A 600-nucleotide genomic window follows, 5' to 3' on the forward strand; every position below is an offset into this window, starting at 1 on the left:
GCAGTATAGTGTCGGAGTTGAATATGCTTTACATTGTCTGGTTTATTTAATTGATGTTCCTTCCAACGATAGTATTGGGATAAAGGATTTGGCAGAATTCCAAGGTCTTCCTGAGACATTTCTTTCAAAAGTTTTCGGTAAATTATCTAAGGCTGGAATTGTAAGTTCTGTCCCCGGGGTAAAAGGAGGATATAGATTATCTAAGTCTCCGGAAGAGATTTCCTTTTGGGATGTAATTGAAGCAATTGAAGGCCCTAAGCCTATTTTTCAATGTAAAAATATTAAAGATAATGGTTATTTGTATAGAAATAACTGCTGTCAAGCTCCCTCCTTTTGCACCATCAATTTAGTTATGCTCTCTGCGGAAGAAAAAATGYGTGATGACTTACGTAGTAAATCACTTTCATGGTTAAATGAAGAACTTGATAGTGTCTTATCCAAACAAATACGTGAAGATACTCGGAAATATTTTTCGAAGAGCAACACATAAAACAAACCTCTCGTGAAATTCCTTAATTAAAGGGAATTAAGAGAGGTTTTTTTTCTTAGTTCAAAGAATCGTATCATTCAATTGTCTAGTAAGAACTACAACCAATCCTC

Annotated in this window: 1 protein-coding gene; it reads left to right on the forward strand. The window is 34.7% G+C overall.

Going from position 1 to position 600, the window contains the following annotated elements:
* Positions 1-490: RrF2 family transcriptional regulator (locus AC1DUW_RS31925; protein ID WP_477644590.1), on the forward strand; the 490-nt coding region annotated here is incomplete at its 5' end.
* Positions 491-600: the final 110 nt, after the last annotated feature.

The organism is Peribacillus sp. P4_C12, assembly GCF_056402095.1.